16 protein-coding genes are annotated in these 14,959 nt (G+C 60.3%); 7 read left to right on the plus strand and 9 right to left on the minus strand.

Features of this window, described 5'->3' with window-relative positions:
* Window positions 1-77: 77 nt before the first annotated feature.
* Window positions 78-644: a pseudouridine synthase gene (locus AACY02_RS07325; protein ID WP_221730278.1), complete on the plus strand. Its 567-nt coding sequence runs from the start codon at window positions 78-80 to the stop codon at window positions 642-644.
* On the opposite strand, the gene AACY02_RS07330 is transcribed toward AACY02_RS07325, so the two are convergent.
* Together AACY02_RS07330 and AACY02_RS07335 are read right to left on the minus strand one after the other, a co-directional pair.
* Window positions 639-848: a DUF2788 domain-containing protein gene (locus tag AACY02_RS07330; RefSeq protein WP_003185724.1), complete on the minus strand. Its 210-nt coding sequence runs from the start codon at window positions 846-848 to the stop codon at window positions 639-641. The two genes, AACY02_RS07325 and AACY02_RS07330, sit on opposite strands and share 6 nt — an antisense overlap.
* Window positions 849-1,038: 190 nt before the next feature.
* On the minus strand, window positions 1,039-1,518 hold the full coding sequence (locus tag AACY02_RS07335; RefSeq protein WP_007909658.1) for an Lrp/AsnC family transcriptional regulator: 480 nt from the start codon (window positions 1,516-1,518) through the stop codon (window positions 1,039-1,041).
* A gap of 449 nt (window positions 1,519-1,967) precedes the next feature.
* On the opposite strand from AACY02_RS07335, the gene AACY02_RS07340 reads away from it, so the two are divergent.
* Window positions 1,968-2,972: a DUF6515 family protein gene (locus AACY02_RS07340; RefSeq protein ID WP_339431368.1), complete on the plus strand. Its 1,005-nt coding sequence runs from the start codon at window positions 1,968-1,970 to the stop codon at window positions 2,970-2,972.
* Here the strand turns inward: AACY02_RS07340 and AACY02_RS07345 are convergent.
* A complete protein-coding gene (locus tag AACY02_RS07345) occupies window positions 2,966-3,874 on the minus strand; it encodes a cation diffusion facilitator family transporter (protein ID WP_339431369.1) in 909 nt (302 codons plus the stop codon). The two genes, AACY02_RS07340 and AACY02_RS07345, sit on opposite strands and share 7 nt — an antisense overlap.
* Window positions 3,875-3,888: 14 nt before the next feature.
* Entirely contained in the window at window positions 3,889-4,323 is a 435-nt protein-coding gene (locus tag AACY02_RS07350; RefSeq protein WP_339431370.1) for a polyribonucleotide nucleotidyltransferase, read from the minus strand.
* A 109-nt stretch (window positions 4,324-4,432) separates the two neighbouring features.
* Between AACY02_RS07350 and hrpB the strand changes: the two genes are divergently transcribed.
* Window positions 4,433-6,952 (plus strand): ATP-dependent helicase HrpB, encoded by a 2,520-nt coding sequence (hrpB, locus tag AACY02_RS07355; protein ID WP_339431371.1) that lies wholly within the window; start codon window positions 4,433-4,435, stop codon window positions 6,950-6,952.
* A 96-nt stretch (window positions 6,953-7,048) separates the two neighbouring features.
* On the opposite strand, the gene AACY02_RS07360 is transcribed toward hrpB, so the two are convergent.
* Both AACY02_RS07360 and AACY02_RS07365 read right to left on the minus strand, forming a co-directional pair.
* On the minus strand, window positions 7,049-7,945 hold the full coding sequence (locus AACY02_RS07360; protein ID WP_339431372.1) for an EamA family transporter: 897 nt from the start codon (window positions 7,943-7,945) through the stop codon (window positions 7,049-7,051).
* A gap of 13 nt (window positions 7,946-7,958) precedes the next feature.
* Entirely contained in the window at window positions 7,959-9,236 is a 1,278-nt protein-coding gene (locus AACY02_RS07365; RefSeq protein WP_339431373.1) for an MFS transporter, read from the minus strand.
* Window positions 9,237-9,390: 154 nt separating this feature from the next.
* On the opposite strand from AACY02_RS07365, the gene AACY02_RS07370 reads away from it, so the two are divergent.
* Window positions 9,391-9,846 (plus strand): winged helix-turn-helix transcriptional regulator, encoded by a 456-nt coding sequence (locus AACY02_RS07370; protein ID WP_221730162.1) that lies wholly within the window; start codon window positions 9,391-9,393, stop codon window positions 9,844-9,846.
* A 19-nt stretch (window positions 9,847-9,865) separates the two neighbouring features.
* On the opposite strand, the gene AACY02_RS07375 is transcribed toward AACY02_RS07370, so the two are convergent.
* Both AACY02_RS07375 and AACY02_RS07380 read right to left on the minus strand, forming a co-directional pair.
* Window positions 9,866-10,945, minus strand: coding sequence for an endonuclease/exonuclease/phosphatase family protein (locus AACY02_RS07375; RefSeq protein WP_339431374.1), 1,080 nt, complete (start codon window positions 10,943-10,945; stop codon window positions 9,866-9,868).
* A 75-nt stretch (window positions 10,946-11,020) separates the two neighbouring features.
* Window positions 11,021-11,695, minus strand: a complete 675-nt coding sequence (locus AACY02_RS07380; RefSeq protein WP_221730160.1) for a YciC family protein — start codon at window positions 11,693-11,695, stop codon at window positions 11,021-11,023.
* A 179-nt stretch (window positions 11,696-11,874) separates the two neighbouring features.
* On the opposite strand from AACY02_RS07380, the gene AACY02_RS07385 reads away from it, so the two are divergent.
* From AACY02_RS07385 to AACY02_RS07395, 3 genes are all read left to right on the plus strand, one after another.
* Window positions 11,875-12,633: a DUF2076 domain-containing protein gene (locus AACY02_RS07385; RefSeq protein ID WP_339431421.1), complete on the plus strand. Its 759-nt coding sequence runs from the start codon at window positions 11,875-11,877 to the stop codon at window positions 12,631-12,633.
* Between the two features lie 138 nt (window positions 12,634-12,771).
* Window positions 12,772-13,251 carry a LabA-like NYN domain-containing protein gene (locus tag AACY02_RS07390; RefSeq protein ID WP_007949802.1) on the plus strand — a complete coding sequence of 160 codons (480 nt, stop codon included), beginning with the start codon at window positions 12,772-12,774 and terminating at the stop codon, window positions 13,249-13,251.
* 40 nt (window positions 13,252-13,291) lie between these two features.
* Entirely contained in the window at window positions 13,292-13,897 is a 606-nt protein-coding gene (locus tag AACY02_RS07395; RefSeq protein ID WP_339431375.1) for a 3'-5' exonuclease, read from the plus strand.
* Window positions 13,898-13,925: 28 nt separating this feature from the next.
* Here AACY02_RS07395 and AACY02_RS07400 read toward each other — a convergent pair whose 3' ends face one another.
* On the minus strand, window positions 13,926-14,957 hold the full coding sequence (locus tag AACY02_RS07400; RefSeq protein ID WP_339431376.1) for a nucleotidyltransferase family protein: 1,032 nt from the start codon (window positions 14,955-14,957) through the stop codon (window positions 13,926-13,928).
* Between the last annotated feature and the right edge of the window lie 2 nt (window positions 14,958-14,959).

The raw sequence follows: 14,959 nt of genomic DNA on the forward strand, positions 1-14,959 counted from the left end.
TTTTCGCCATGTCCCGTCCCCCGCGTCCACCTTCCCGCCGCCCTGGCGCGAAGCCTCAGTCTTCCTCCCCGCGCCGTATTGCCAAGGCGCCGCCGGCCGAGCCGAAGCTGATCCTGTTCAACAAACCCTTCGATGTGCTGACGCAGTTCAGCGATGAAGGAGGGCGGGCGACACTCAAGGATTTCATCGATGTGCCTGGCATCTATCCGGCCGGGCGCCTGGATCGTGACAGCGAAGGCTTGCTGCTGCTGACCAATGACGGCCAGTTGCAGGCGCGGATCGCCGACCCCAAGCACAAACTGGCCAAGACCTATTGGGTGCAAGTCGAGGGTGAGCCAAGTGCTGAGCAATTGCAGCGCCTGCGCGATGGGGTCGAACTCAACGACGGCCCGACCTTGCCTGCCGAGGCGCGGCAACTGGACGAACCCGCGTTGTGGCCACGCAACCCGCCCGTACGCTTTCGCAAAAGCGTGCCCACGAGTTGGCTGGAGTTGGTGATTCGTGAAGGGCGCAACCGTCAGGTTCGGCGCATGACCGCGGCGGTAGGACTGCCGACGTTGCGACTGGTGCGGGTCAGAATTGGCGACTGGACGATCGAGGGGCTCGATCAAGGCCAGTGGAAGGAAGTGCCGGCGCGGTTATAGAGCGCCGGATTCGATCAGGCCAATTACTACGCTCTTGATGACGAACGCGGCCACGCCCAGGCCGAGCACGAAGAACAGAATGAACGAGCCGAAACGTCCGGCCTTGGACTTCTTCGCCAGATCCCAGACGATGAAACCCATGAAAATGATCAGGATGCTGACGAGGCCCGTCATCATCCATTCTTCGAATACGGCTGGATCCATTGGGTATCTCCGGCGTGGGCGCGGCTGAAAGGGCTTGGCGATTATACGCCGAGGGTGGCTGAAGCCGCATTGACCTGCGTCGGTGTGCCGCAGTCGTTGATGACCTGTTCCGGCCTCTTCGCGAGCAAGCCCGCTCTCACAGGGGAATGCACTCCAGAATGTGGGCGCGGGCTTGCTCGCGAAGGCGATCTCAACTACGCAAATGAGTCAGCGGCAGTTCAGTGCTATTGAGCACCTGGTTCAGCACAAAGCTGGAGCGCACACTGGTCACCCCTTCAATCCGCGTCAGGTGCCCCAGCAGCAGTTTCTGATAGTGATCCATGTCCGGCACCACCACCTTCAACTGATAGTCGGCATCCACGCCCGTCACCAGACTGCACTCCAGCACCTGCGGCAATGTGCGAATTGCCGCTTCGAAGTTCTCGAAACGCTCCGGCGTGTGCCGGTCCATGCCGATCAGTACATACGCGGTCAGACTCAGGCCGAGCATCTTGCGATCCAGCAGGGCGACCTGACGTGAGATATAGCCGTCGTCTTCCAGTTGTTTGACCCGGCGCGAGCAGGGCGACGGTGACAAACCGATACGTTCGGCCAGTTCCTGGTTGGAGATGCGGGCGTCGCGCTGCAGTTCCGCCAAAATGCTCAGGTCGTAACGGTCGAGTTTGCTCATGAATCAGGCCTTTGTCATAACTATTGCGGTGGATTATCTATCCAGGGTTAAAAATTGCGCAAGTGATGTTTATTTGAGCAATATTCGCAATCCTCTGTCGCCGGCTCAGGCCTATTCTTATCACCAGAATCACTGCTCGGTAACACAGTCCACAGCGGCCCGCCTATCAGGCCCGCCGCGGCCGCCGCCCCCACCGGGGTTGTGCCGGCCCCCGAGCTGCACACTGTCCAGAAGACGGCGTGAGGTGAGCCGACGTCAAAAGCGTCGAGCCAGGACGAAGTTCTCTAGAAGGGAGGCCGACGGGTCTCCCTTTTTTCTTGCCTGCGATTTTTTGCCTTCGCCCACACGCGACTCAATAAATAAGTTTCGTGACTGATAACCTGTTGCAGAACCCGGTGTGTACATTCCCGGTCTTAGTTACACGCCCTGAACCCGCAGTGAGGAATAGCATGAAGTCGCGCATCTGGCGTCTGGCCGGTGTTGGTTTGCTGTGTGTGAGTGTCAGTGCGCAAGTGCTGGCCGATGACCCGGAAAGCCGCGCCCCCAATGGTGGTGGCCGCGGGCCGGATCATCAGGGCAATAATCGGGGGCATGGCGGCCACGATCAGCCGCGTGCGCAGAACAACGAGATCATTCGTGGCGACAACAGTCGCCAGTTCGAACACAACGGCCAGCCGCACGACGAGGGTCAGTGGCAGACACACAATCGTGCGCAAAATCAGCCGAATCCGGTTCATCAGCCTTCACCACCGCCAGGCAACAGTCTGCCGATCCAGCCACGTCCCGACACCGTGCGCCAGACTCAGGAGCCGCGCCAGGGCTACTACCGCGACGAGCGTCCGCAAAACGGCTACAAAAACCCGCATTGGCAGAACGGCAACCGGCCCAACGACAATCGCTGGCCGGGGCGTCCGCAAGGGCATGGCAATGGTTGGGGCCCAGGCCCGCAGTACCGGCCGGGGCATGTGATCGACCGCTTCCCGGATCGCGACTATCGCGTGCCGTATCGAGGCCAGGATTACTTTTATTCCGGCGGCTACTGGTATCGCCCGCAGGGCCCACGCTACATCGTCGTGCAACCGCCGCGCGGGATCCGCATCCAGTATTTGCCGGATTACGCCCGTGAAGTATGGATCGGCGGCGCGCTGCTGTTCCTCGCCGCCGGTTCTTACTACGCCTATCAGGAAGCGACGCAGGATTACGTGGTGGTCGAGCCGCCGGTTCAGCCGCCGCAGCCACAATCGCAAGGTTATGACGTCGAGGCGTATCCGGCTAACGGTCAGTCGCCGGAACAGGTCCAGCAGGATGGCTATCAGTGCTATCAGTACGCGGTGCAGCAAAGCGGTTTCGATCCGCGCACCGCGACTTATCAACCGGCGCCCGAGGTGGTGCAGGCTTACCGTCAGGCGCAGGGCAACTGCCTGAGCAGTCGCGGTTACCAGGTGTCTTACTGAATCCGGGTTTGCACCCGTTCAGTCTTGACCACTTCCTGCGGGTCGGCGTGCACCAGCACTTCGGTCCTTGGGTAGGCTTTGTGAATCGCATCCGCCGCTTGATCGCTGATGCTGTGAGCGACTGACAGGGTCAATTCCCCCGGCAATTCCAGGTGCAGCTGCACGAACCAGTGGTGGCCGGAAATCCGCGTGCGCAAGTCATGCGCGCCCAACACCCCCGGCACGCTGCAGGCCAGGTCGAGCATGTGCTGGCTGACATCTGTCGGCAGTTCTTCGTCCATCAACACCGAAAAACTTTCCCGGCCGATCTGGATCGCGCTCCACAAGATGTAAGCCGCAATCCCGAGGCCAAACCACGCGTCGAGTTGAGAGAATCCCAAACCGGCCAGCACCAGCGCGAGCAGGATGCTGCCGTTGAGCAACAGATCGGAGCGGTAATGCAACGAGTCGGCGCGCACGGCGTTGGAGCCGGTCTGCTTGATCACTCGATGCTGCAACATCAGCAAGGCGACCGTCAGCACCAGGGAGAAAATGATCACGCCAATGCTGATCCACGGCGCCCCAAGCGGTTCCGGCTGCTTGATTCGCTCATAGGCCTGGAAGGCAATCAACACCGCACTGCCACCGATGAACAATGCCTGCGCCATGCCGGCCAGTGATTCGGCCTTGCCGTGGCCGTAACGGTGGTCGTCATCCGCCGGGCGTAATGCGTAATGCACCGCCAGCAAATTAATCAACGAAGCAATGCCATCGAGTGCCGAGTCGGTGAGGCCAGCGAGCATGCTCACCGAGCCGCTCAGCCACCAGGCGATGGCTTTGGCGATGATCAGCGTACAAGCCACTGCTACCGAGGCGCGGGTTGCCAGGCGCAGCAGGCGGGCGTGTTCGGGGCTGGATGTCATGGTGCAGTTATTCCTTATGCGGCAGGTTGCAGGCCAAACATCGCCAGTTGTTGCGTGCTGCCTCTGTGCTGGATCAGGCGTGGGTCATCCAGAGCCTTGTTTATTTCAACGGCAGCACTGCCCAGCTCGCTTTGGAGAATAGCCTGCAGCTTGTGGTTATCGACCTGACCGTCCGGGCCGATGGCTTGCTTGAGCTTGGCCGGGTCGATCTGCGCGGTGTGGCCCGGTTCGAAATAGATCGCCCCGGTGGCGAAGTCGACGGCAAACGCGATCAGCCCGGGAATGACGTAGAACAGCAGGCCCACGGCGTCGAGCACGGCAATCGCCGGATCGATCTTGCCGTCGATCTGGCCGCGACGATCGGGGTAGAAAATCGAACCGCACGCGGTGATTTGAGTGAGCAGGGTGGCGACCAGTACACCGCCGATCAGGCGAAAAGGTAAACGCATGGGATATCTCCTGAGTCATTTGTAAACGAAGCGTCGTCGAGTGAAGTTAAGACCCTGACAAACGCCCGGCAGTTCGCCGTTATACTCGCGCCTCTGTTTGGGAGCCAGCATGATTTCTTTGCCGATCGACGAAGTTTTACCCGCATTGCGTGACGCGTTGGCGACACGCCACGAAGCGGTGCTCGAAGCGCCGCCCGGCGCCGGTAAAACCACCCGCGTGCCGTTGGCCTTGCTCAACGAAGCGTGGCTGAGCGGGCAAACCATTCTGATGCTTGAGCCGCGCCGCTTGGCCGCGCGCGCCGCTGCTGAGCGATTGGCCAGCGAACTGGGCGAGAAGGTCGGTGAAACCGTCGGTTATCGCATCCGCCTCGACAGCAAGGTCGGCCCCAACACACGCATTGAAGTGGTCACTGAAGGCATTCTCACTCGCCGCTTGCAGGACGACCCGGCGCTGGAAGGCGTGGGTCTGCTGATTTTCGATGAATTCCACGAGCGCAGCCTCGACGCCGATCTGGCGCTGGCCCTGAGTTTGAACGGTCGTGAGCTGTTTCGAGCTGAACAGCCGCTGAAAATTTTGCTGATGTCGGCCACGCTGGAAGGCGAGCGTCTGGCCGGGTTGCTCGACGACGCACCGATCCTGCGCAGTGAAGGGCGCATGTATCCAGTGACGATGCGCTGGGGGCGGCCGTTTCAGCCCGGCGAATACATCGATCAGCGCGTGACGCAGACCGTGCTCGAAGCCCTTAACGATGAAACCGGCAGCCTGTTGGTGTTCCTCCCGGGGCAGGCGGAAATTCGCCGTGTGCATCAGCAATTGAGCGATGCCATTGGCGAGCGCCAAGACGTCTTGCTCTGCCCGCTGCACGGCGAACTTGACCTCAATGCCCAACGCGCCGCCATCGATCCGGCGCCGGCCGGGCAGCGCAAAGTGGTGCTGGCGACCAACATCGCCGAGACCAGTCTGACCATCAACGGCGTGCGCGTGGTGATCGACGCCGGGTTGGCGCGGGTGCCGCGTTTCGATCCGGGCAGCGGCATGACGCGGCTCGACACTCAGCGCATCTCCAAGGCCAGCGCCACGCAGCGTGCGGGTCGGGCGGGACGCTTGGAGTCGGGTGTTTGTTATCGGTTGTGGTCGCAGGATCAGCACGAACAACTGGCGGCATACGGCAGCGCGGAAATTCTCTCAGCGGATCTGGCCAGCCTGGCGCTGCAACTGGGGCGCTGGGGCGTTACGCCGGGCGAACTGGTCTGGCTCGACGTGCCACCGGCGGCGGCTTATGCACAGGCGCAGGATCTGCTGCAGCGACTCGGCGCTTTGGAAGGGGAGGCTCTGACTTCGCACGGTCAGGCCATGGCCGAGTTGCCGGCGCATCCGCGTATCGGCCATTTGTTGCTGCGGGGGCAAGCGTTGGGCTTGGCAAACATGGCCTGCGATGTCGCCGCGTTGCTTGGCGAGCGCGATATCTTGCGCGGTGCCGGGGCGGATCTGCACAGCCGCCTGGTGCTGCTGTCCGGCGAAGAACGTGCGGCTCGTGGCGCGCAGGGCGGTGTGCAACGTGCACGGCAACTGGCGCGGCAATATCGTGGTTACCTGCGGGGCAAGGCGAGCGAGCCGGTCAGCGACCCTGATCACCCACGCTGGCTCGGCGCACTGCTGGCCTTGGCCTACCCGGACCGCGTCGCCCAACAACGACGTGCCGGTGGCGCCGAATACCGCTTGGCCAACGGTCGCGCCGCGCTGTTCGCCGAAGCGGACAGCTTGATGAAAGAGCCGTGGATTGTCATTGCCGACCTCGGCAGCCGTCAGGGCCAGCGCGAGGAACGGATTTATCTGGCAGCGGATTTCGATCCGGCGCTGTTCGACTCAGTGCTCGCCGAACAAGTGCGCAACGTCGATCAACTCGACTGGGACGAGCGCGAAGGCGTGCTGCGCGCCGAGCGTCAGCGCAAGGTCGGCGAGTTGATCCTCAGCCGCGAACCGCTAACCGGTCTCGATGAAGCCGCCCGCAGTCAGGCGCTGGTCAATCTGGTGCGACGCAAGGGGCTGGAACTGCTGCCGTGGACACCGGAGCTGCGCCAGTGGCAGGCCCGTGTTGCGTTGTTACGGCAACTTGATCTGAACACTCAGGACGAAAGCCAATGGCCGGATGTCAGCGACGCGACGCTGTTGAAAACTCTTGAAGACTGGCTGATGCCGTATCTGGGCAAGGTCTCGCGGCTCAGTCATTTTGCCAACCTCGATCTGTCCAGCATCGTCCGCAATCTACTGCCATGGCCGCTGCCGCAACGACTGGATGAGCTGGCACCGCACCATTTGAGCGTGCCGTCGGGGTCGTCGATTCGTCTGGACTACAGCGAGATTCCGCCGATTCTGGCGGTGCGTTTGCAGGAGCTGTTTGGCCTCGCCGAGACGCCAAGGATTGCCGGCGGGCGGCAGGTGGTCAAGTTGCACCTGCTGTCCCCGGCACGACGACCGGTGCAGGTGACGCAGGATCTGGCCAACTTCTGGCGCAGCACGTATGCCGAGGTCAAGAAGGATTTGAAAGGTCGGTATCCCAAGCATTATTGGCCAGATGATCCGTTGGTGGCTGAAGCCACGGCACGGGCGAAGCCCCGGGGGACCTGATCCGGGGCTGTGCCAATGCAAGGCGCCGATTCAGGGGCTAACAGCGGCCCTTGACGAATTCACGTCTCCCCGGCCCCATACTTACTCCCTGGCGATTCATATTGAAGTGCGCGCAGGGCGCGCAAGCATCGCATTGAAAATACGCTGCCCATAGAGGCCAACGGCCAGGCCGACCACGATCAGCATCACCGTCAGCACCTTGCTCGCTGGCACGCTCTCGTGGAAGATCAGCACCGAACCGAGCATGCCGAAAATCGGCACCAGCAACGACAGTGGCGCGACGGTCGAAACCGGGTAGGTTTTGAGCAGCGAGTTCCAGATCCAGTAGGCGAACAGTGTGTTCGGGTAGACCTGAAACAGGATCGACAGCACGGCGGTCGTATCGACCTGATTGACGAACGAGGTGAAGCCGGCGCTGCCGTTCACCGTGTAGTCGAGAGCGAACAACGGGATCGGTGCAAAGGCGCTGGACCAGACCAGAAACCCGAAGACTTCCAGGGTGCTGGCCTTCTTGTTGATGATGTTGGCGACACTCCATGACACCGCGCCCACCAGCACCAGCAGCACGCCGGGCAGACTGACCGAGCCATCGCTGATCATGATGATGCACAACAATCCGCCAAGTGCGATCAGCATGCCCAGTACCTGAAATCGGGTCAGCGCTTCCTTGAACACCCAGCCGCCCAACAGAATCGTGAAAAACGCGCTCAATTGCAGCACCAGCGAAGCGATGCCCGCCGAAAGCCCGGCCTTGATACCCAGGTTGACGATGCCCCACAAGCCGATGCCGAACACCAGTCCGTAACCGATGATGTAGCGCCATGGCACATTCGGTTTGCGGATGAAAAAGATCGCCGGTAATGCACAAAGGCTGAAGCGGATACCCGCCAGAATAAAAGGATCTACGGTCGCCAATCCCAGCTTGATGACCGAGAAGTTGACCCCCCAGATTGCGGTGATCAGTACAGCCAATACGACGTGCAGTGGTTTCATTACAGGTACGCCTTCAGGTAGTCAGACAATTACGGGAGGTCAGCTCCAGAGATAACCAGTACAACAGCGCTATCCCACTGAAGGCCGCGCCCAGCAGGCAAACCGCGCCCCAGCCAAAATGGGCGTAAGTGTAGGTGGCCGTAATAGCGCCGATGCCGCTGCCCACGGAGTAGAAGCACATGTAGGCCCCCACCAGTCGGCTTTGCGCGTCGGGCCGCGCGGCGAAGATCAGGCTTTGGTTGGTCACATGCACCGCTTGCACGGCAAAGTCGAGCAGTACCACACCTACGACCATCGCCAGCAATGAGCTTTCAACAAACGCGGTGGGCAGCCAGGACAGGGTCAATAGCACCAGCGCAATCCCTGTCGTGCGATTGCCCAGGCCCTGATCGGCCATTCGCCCGGCCCTTGCGGCGGCCAGCGCGCCCGCTACCCCGGCCAGACCGAACAAGCCTGTCTGGGTGTGCGACAGTGACAGTGGTGGTGCGCTTAGCGGCAATACCATGGCGGTCCACAGCACGCTGAATGCAGCGAATATCAGCAGGGCAAAGGTGCCCCTGACGCGTAGCGTCCGTTCGGTGAGATACAACTGGAACACTGAGCGCAACAACTGCACGTAACTGTCTTTGGCCGGTGGCGTGTTCGATGTCGGCAGCGTGCGGTACAGCACCAGCGCCATGCCGATCATCAAGGCTGCCGAGACGAAGTAGACGCCTCTCCATCCGGCCAGATCGGCCACCGCGCCAGACACAAAGCGCGCCAGCAGAATGCCCAACACTACGCCACTGGTCACCGTGCCAATCGCTTCACCACGTTGCTCGGGGCTGGCGAGTGTGGCCACGTAGGCGACCACCACCTGCACGACCACTGCCATCAGGCCGACCAGCACCATTGCGCCGAGTAACATGCCCCAACTCTGCGCCAGCCCAACCGCACACAACGACACGGCCGACAGCAGCATCTGCGTCAGAATCAGCCGCTTGCGATTGAGCAGATCGCCCAACGGGACGATGAACAACAGGCCCACTGCATAACCGGCCTGAGTCGCCGTGACCACTACACCAATAGTGTCGGGCGACACTGACAGGCTGGCGCCCATCGACTCCAGCAGCGGTTGTGCGAAGTAGACATTGGCCACGGCCATGGCGCAGGTAATCGCGAAGAGAAACGTCTGTTGACGACTTAAACCACGGGCAGTTGTGCGTCCATCAGGGGCTGGAGCAGTAACGGCGTCGGCTGTCTTTTCGGCGTTGACGTCGCTTTTCGAGGGCCTTAGGAGGTTCAACGTCATCATTCCATCCTTGGGAATAACAGGTTTCAAAACAAAACCGATGCGTTGATTTTTATCGAAACGGGTTTTAATCTGCAACTGGTTTTTCACGCAATATTTTCTTCTGCCGTTAGAACTGTTCTAACGCGCACGATCTCGCAAAAATTGGAGTCTCATGGCCAGACAGTTGCTACTGGCACAAAGCGAATGCCCGGTGGCCCGCACGCTTGAGGCTATTGGCGATCGTTGGGTGTTGATGATCATCCGCGACGCTTTCGATGACGTGCGTCGCTTCAGTGAATTCCAGAAACGTCTGGGCCTAGCTAAAAATATCCTCTCGGCGAAGCTCAAGAGGTTGGTCGAACTGGGCGTGTTTGAGGTGCAGCCGGCATCCGATGGCACCGCTTACAAAGAGTACGTGCTGACCGAGATGGGACGTTCGGTGTTCCCCATCGTGATCAGCATGCGCCAGTGGGGCGAGGACTTCCTGTTCAGCAAGGGCGAGAGTTATTCGGTGTTGCTGGACAACGAGCACTCGGAGCCGGTCGAGACCATTACGGTGCGCTCCAAAGCTGGCGAGTTGCTGGGCCCGGCGGATTGCCATCGGCGTGTGGTCAAGCGCCGCAGCTGATTGTGGCCATGCTGCGTTTTTAAGGCGCAGCCGGCAGCAGGAACCGCGCAATCACCGGTAAATGATCGGAAATGCGCAGCGTGTCGTCCTGACGCACCTTCGCTTCCACCCGTTTGATCTTCGGGCTGTAGAACAGATAGTCGACCGTGCGATCCGGGCCGTTGAGGCCGGGGTCGTTGGGGTAGTGGGTCAGCCATTGCGCGCGGTCGATGCCGCTGGCTTCGCTGTTGGTCGGGATCATCGGGTACTTGTCCCACAGCAGATGCAGCTCGCTGTCGGCGGAGTAGGGCGTGCGCTGCTCGGCGGGCAAACGACGATATTGGCCCAGCGGCAACAGGTTGAAGTCGCCACCGATCAGCCACGGCAGGCCCTGACTTTCATACTTGTCGAGCACCTTGGCCACGGCCGTCACTTGCGCATGCAACGTGTCGTCCGGTCGGTGGGCGCGTTCCAGATGGGTATTGAATACGGTCAGTTGCCCGCCATCGCTGAGCGGCAGTTTGGTCGCGAGCAGGGCGTCTTTGGGCTGGAACTGGCGGCTGATGAAATTGCTTGGGGCCACCGGTAATTGCAGGCGTTCGGCATGTTCGATGCGATAGCGGCTCAGCGTCGCCAGTTGCCGGCCAACGCTGCCATAGATATGGGGCTCAGGGACAAAATCGGCTTTCCAGTCAAAAGCGCTGGCGCTGCACGGGTACAGATCGGCGACCCGCTCCTGCAACAACTTGAGTTGATCCTGATAGTCGCTGGCCTTGGCGCCGTCATCGAGTTCCTGCAACAGCACCAGATCGGGTTGTTCGTCGCGGATTACCCGCGCCACTTCATCGAGGCTGAAGGCCATGTCCTCCAGCGTCGGCGCTTCATCGTTACCCTGGGCCAGGTCATTCCAGAACACATAACGCTTGCCGGCCAGATACTGCACGTTCCAGGTCATGACTTTCAGCGCTTGCCCGGGCACCAGCATGGGCGGTGTGCCGGTGCAACTGACCGGCAGGGTTTCGCGGGCGTCGGGGCGCCAGGTCAGGCCGAAAATCAGCCCGCCGATCAAGATGACGGCGAGCAGAGCGAGCAACAGGGTGTAGCGCAGTAGACGGGTCATGGCTCGGCTTATAGCGTTACAGAAAGTGGCCCCGAGCATACCTGACGGCGGTCTCGAAGCCCAATTGCGGAGCGGTCAGACCGCGCCGTCACGTTTTTCCGGAAGTTGGCTGATCAACATGAACAGGCGGAACAGCACCACGCTGGTGAACAGTTGCAGGAAGCTGTGGCCGCTGTCGATCAGCACCGACACTATCGGGTTCTGCGGCTCGGGGTATACCGCCAGCGTCGCCCCCTTGAGCAACCACAAAGGCGTCATCACACACAGAATGCACAGCAGAATCCGCCAGAAATGCCCGCGGCTCAGCCGCAGGCTTTCCTTCATGGCGTGCAATGGATTGAGGCCGCGCAGCACCAACAGGTATTCGCCGAACGCCAGCATCACCATCAAAATCAGGCCCGGCAGGAAATACAGCGAAAGGCCCAGCAGAATCAGCAACGTGTTGAGCGCGGTGAGCAGGGCGAAACGCGGCCACAACCGCGCAGACATCGCCAGCAGATCAAGGGTGCGCGGGGCTTCTCCACGGGTGCGGGCGTCGAGAAACAGGATTAATGCGGCGGTGTACAACGGATAGACCAGCAAGCCGACGATCACACTGACGGATGAGAAACTGTCCGGGTCGCTGGCGTGATCCACCACTTGTTGCAGCAGCGCTTCGACGATCACCAGCGGCAGGCACAACTGCACGATGCTGGCCAAATGGCGTTTGAAAAAGAACAGAGAGTCGCGCAGCACTTCGAAGGCATTCATCAGTCGGTATCGCAGGTCGAAAACAGTGGCTCACTTTAACCGATGATGCGCCAGCCCACACAAACGTAAACATTCGGTAAAGGTCATTGAAAGGTTTTGTCGCAGCCTCCATTACGGACGAGCACCTTGTCCAAAAGTGGGCGAGGGCCATGTTATCCCCGGCAATCTACGAGGTCGCCATGAACAGCGAAGAGCAAACCCTGATCGATGGACTGTTTTCCCGGCTGCAACAGGCCGAAACGGAGGCAGCCCCGCGCGACGCCCAGGCCGAGACGCGGATCAAGGAACACCTGACGCGCCAGCCGGCGGCAGGTTATTTCATGACCCAGGCGATTCTGGTTCAAGAGGCGGCGCTCAAAAGCCTGGATGAGCAGAACAAGCAACTGACCCGGCAAGTCCAGCAGTTGCAGGCCGAACTGCAAGCGGCCAAAGCGCAGAGTGCAGCGCCGGCGCCGAGCAGTGGCGGCGGTTTCCTGTCGAGCATCTTTGGTGGCAGCCCGCGTCCGGCACCGACCCCGAGTGCTGCTCCGGCGTCCACGGGTGGCTGGCGCGAGCCTGCACCACAGCAGAACGTTGGTGCTCCACCTGCGCAACAGGGTTTTGCTGCGCCACCGCCCAATTATGCGCAACAAGCCGCACCGGCGGCCGGCAGCAGCTTTCTCGGCGGCGCCTTGAAAACCGCGGCCGGTGTAGCCGGTGGTGTGATGCTGGCGCAGGGAATCAGCAGCCTGTTCCACCACAATCAGCAGCCGCAAGAGATTGTTGAGGTGATCAAGGAAGAGCCGGCTCAAGTCGCCGACCAGAGCAACAACGGCTGGGGTGACGATCAGCGCATGGCCGGTAACGATTCCTACGGCAATGACCAGGGCGGATTTAACGACACCGACTACAGCGATGACAGTTCATCGTTCTTCGATGACGACGATTCCTTCGTCTGATTAACCATTCGTCCGGAGCCTGTGAGGGCTCCGGGGCGATTATTCGCGGAACGTTCCTGTTGGCTGGCATACTGAGCGCCTTTTTCGGGCCCAGCGCCTGATCCCGCTTCGTGCGCTTGCGCGCCCACAGGAACTCCGGTGAAAAAAATCGCAGTGTTCGCCGATGTGCAGAACCTCTACTACACCGTGCGTCAGGCTTATGGTTGCCACTTCAACTATGCGGCGCTGTGGGCGGACATCAGCAAGGATGGGCAGATTGTCGAGGCCTACGCCTACGCCATCGACCGTGGCGACAGCAAACAGCAGCAGTTCCAGCAGATCCTGCGCAACCTCGGCTTCACCGTAAAGCTCAAACCCTACATCCAGCGCAGCGACGGCTCGGCCAAGGGCGACTGGGACGTGGGCATCACCCTGGACATCATGGACGCCGCCGACCACGTCGACGAAATCGTCCTGGCTTCCGGCGACGGTGACTTTGACATGCTGCTCGAACGCATCATCAGCAAGCACGGTGTACAGGCAGTCGCCTACGGCGTGCCCGGCCTGACCGCCAACTCGCTGATCCGCGCCGCCAGCCGTTATGTGCCGATCGAAGGCGCACTGCTGTTGAAAAACTGAGCGTTGCTCAAGAATTGATTTGAACGGAGTTGAACCCGGTTTGGAACGCATTGCAGTCATCGACTTTGAAACCACCGGCCTGTCGCCGAACAGCAGCTGTCGCGCCACGGAAATCGCCGTGGTCATGCTGGAAAACGGCCGTATCGTCGAGCGTTACCAGAGCCTGATGAACGCTGGCGTGCGCGTTCCTGCGTTTATCGAACAACTGACCGGCATCAGCAACGCCATGCTGCGCAGCGCACCCTCGGCGGAAAAGGTCATGGAAGAGGTCAACGAGTTCGTCGGCTGCACGCCGCTGGTGGCGCACAACGCCTCGTTCGACCAGAAGTTCTGGGACTTCGAACTGGGGCGAATCAAACGCACCCGATTGCAGAACTTCGCCTGTTCGCTGCTGCTGGCCCGGCGGTTGATGCCGGCGGCACCGAATCACAAACTCGGTACGCTCACCACTTTCGCCCGCCTGCCACACACCGGCCAGGCGCACAGGGCGATGGCGGATGCGGAGATGGCGGCGAATTTGCTGGCGCATCTGGCGGATGAGTTGCGGCAGAAGCATGGGGTGCGGGAGTTGAGCCATGATTTGTTGTGCAAATTGCAGAAAGTCCCCGCTGCGAAGGTTGGCGAAACCTTGAGTCGATATCGCTGACAGCCGACGGGATCGACCGGTTCAAGGATTATCTTGCGGTATTGAATTGTGGCGCGGACTCTGGAACGCAGAACAGTTTGTGGATCTGATAGCCGTAGTCGAACCGGCGCGAGGTTTCGTCGCGTAGGGACGTGACGACAGACTGCGGAAACACTTGGGCGTCACAGATCAGATTGATGCTGTCCATCGTATAAAAAAATGGTTTGTAGATTTGCAGTTCCCTGGCGATCGCCAGGAAATGCTCCCAGTCGATATCCACCTCCCCGGCCAGTTTAGCGATATCAAACAGGGGGGGGAGTTTGGTGGAAAGTTTCAACGCCACATCCAGGTAATACAGCAACGAGCTGTGCCACAGGGCATCGGCCGGTGTCAGGCAATGGAGATGGCTGTGCGCTATCTTCGAATGGCTGAAAAAGCGCTGACTGGGCATGCCGGCTACTAGGGAGTGGTGGAAGTTGATGGCCACGATGATCTTCGAATCATGCGGGGTAACGAACGTCGGATGGATATAGGCGTTGGTATTCAGTGTTCTGTGATCCAGAAGCGCCTGCCCGGGCGTAAACGGAAAGGCCTTTGCGACTTTAGCGATTTGCACGGTATCTCGGACGTAAGCCGTGGCGCGCTCGGACTCTGTCAGAGGGATCAACTGCCCGGTAAGCGTATCCATTTTACTTTCTTCATAGCCGAACTTTGCCAGGGCTGACTGCCAGGCTGGCCAGTCCTTTTTATTGATGTAGACGTCGATGTCGCCGCGTCGGCCCATGACATGGCCTTGATGGATGCCCAGAGTGTAATAGGCCCCCTTGGCCAAGAGCAGCGGCAGTCCTTCGTCGCCAGAGATGGTAGAGAGTAATTCAGTCGCCTGTTTCTGGTGGGTCCAGATGAGGTTCGCCAGCGCCGAAGAACTGGTGGGATTGCCCGTCATCAAGGCGTGCACGCCTTCTATGCGGGTGCGTTGAAAATAACTCTCGTCATGTTCAGCACAGGAATGTCTGAGGGGGGCACCTTGAACATAGGCGCGCAACAATTCCATTCCTGCCATATCGGCCTGTTGAACCATGG

Origin of the sequence: Pseudomonas sp. EA_65y_Pfl2_P78 (genome assembly GCF_963970495.1) — a bacterium.
GTDB lineage: Bacteria > Pseudomonadota > Gammaproteobacteria > Pseudomonadales > Pseudomonadaceae > Aquipseudomonas > Aquipseudomonas baetica_A.

Coding starts and splice junctions, on each gene's coding strand:
- AACY02_RS07360 (WP_339431372.1), bottom strand. CDS start 7,945: ATGAAACCACTGCACGTCGTATTGGCTGTACTGATCACCGCAATCTGG.
- AACY02_RS07350 (WP_339431370.1), bottom strand. CDS start 4,323: ATGCGTTTACCTTTTCGCCTGATCGGCGGTGTACTGGTCGCCACCCTG.
- AACY02_RS07375 (WP_339431374.1), bottom strand. CDS start 10,945: ATGACCCGTCTACTGCGCTACACCCTGTTGCTCGCTCTGCTCGCCGTC.
- AACY02_RS07345 (WP_339431369.1), bottom strand. CDS start 3,874: ATGACATCCAGCCCCGAACACGCCCGCCTGCTGCGCCTGGCAACCCGC.
- AACY02_RS07385 (WP_339431421.1), top strand. CDS start 11,875: ATGAACAGCGAAGAGCAAACCCTGATCGATGGACTGTTTTCCCGGCTG.
- hrpB (WP_339431371.1), top strand. CDS start 4,433: ATGATTTCTTTGCCGATCGACGAAGTTTTACCCGCATTGCGTGACGCG.
- AACY02_RS07365 (WP_339431373.1), bottom strand. CDS start 9,236: ATGACGTTGAACCTCCTAAGGCCCTCGAAAAGCGACGTCAACGCCGAA.
- AACY02_RS07380 (WP_221730160.1), bottom strand. CDS start 11,695: ATGAATGCCTTCGAAGTGCTGCGCGACTCTCTGTTCTTTTTCAAACGC.
- AACY02_RS07330 (WP_003185724.1), bottom strand. CDS start 848: ATGGATCCAGCCGTATTCGAAGAATGGATGATGACGGGCCTCGTCAGC.
- AACY02_RS07400 (WP_339431376.1), bottom strand. CDS start 14,957: ATGGTTCAACAGGCCGATATGGCAGGAATGGAATTGTTGCGCGCCTAT.
- AACY02_RS07340 (WP_339431368.1), top strand. CDS start 1,968: ATGAAGTCGCGCATCTGGCGTCTGGCCGGTGTTGGTTTGCTGTGTGTG.
- AACY02_RS07335 (WP_007909658.1), bottom strand. CDS start 1,518: ATGAGCAAACTCGACCGTTACGACCTGAGCATTTTGGCGGAACTGCAG.
- AACY02_RS07370 (WP_221730162.1), top strand. CDS start 9,391: ATGGCCAGACAGTTGCTACTGGCACAAAGCGAATGCCCGGTGGCCCGC.